Origin of the sequence: Thermococcus sp. M36, assembly GCF_012027355.1 — an archaeon.
In the GTDB taxonomy this organism is placed as follows: Archaea; Methanobacteriota_B; Thermococci; order Thermococcales; family Thermococcaceae; genus Thermococcus.
In genome coordinates, this window is sequence record NZ_SNUH01000343.1 from 1 (window position 1) to 392 (window position 392).

Sequence of the window (392 nt, forward strand, 5' to 3'; positions counted from 1 at the left end):
TTCCGATCTTATCGTATCTTTTCTATTGGGCTGGTTAATTTATGGCATGTTACTAATGGATTTTTTTAAAAAACATTCCCTTCACTATAACGGACTTGATAAAAATCCACCTGACTTTTTATACTTGAGTATTGGCAACTTGTTGATGGGTATTTTAACAGCTTATGTTGTGGCACTTGGTAATGGCAACAATGCTAAAAAGGGTTTTACAATTGCTGCCATTGTAGGATTTTTAGTATCATCAGGAATGGACAGCATAATGTTTGCACAAATGAATTTAGGTTCAAGAACTTCAATACTTGTTGATGTTATTGCTGCCACAATACTTTCAGGCATAATTGGTGCTTTTGTTGGTTGGTGGTACGGGAGAAAGCCGGCAGCTTAAGTTTTCT

At 36.0% G+C, this 392-nt stretch carries 1 protein-coding gene; it reads left to right on the plus strand.

Annotated features, from left to right (window positions below; all coding sequences use genetic code 11):
* Positions 1–385 (plus strand): hypothetical protein (locus tag E3E36_RS12610; RefSeq protein ID WP_206203746.1); only part of this gene is annotated, 385 nt, incomplete at its 5' end.
* Positions 386–392: the final 7 nt, after the last annotated feature.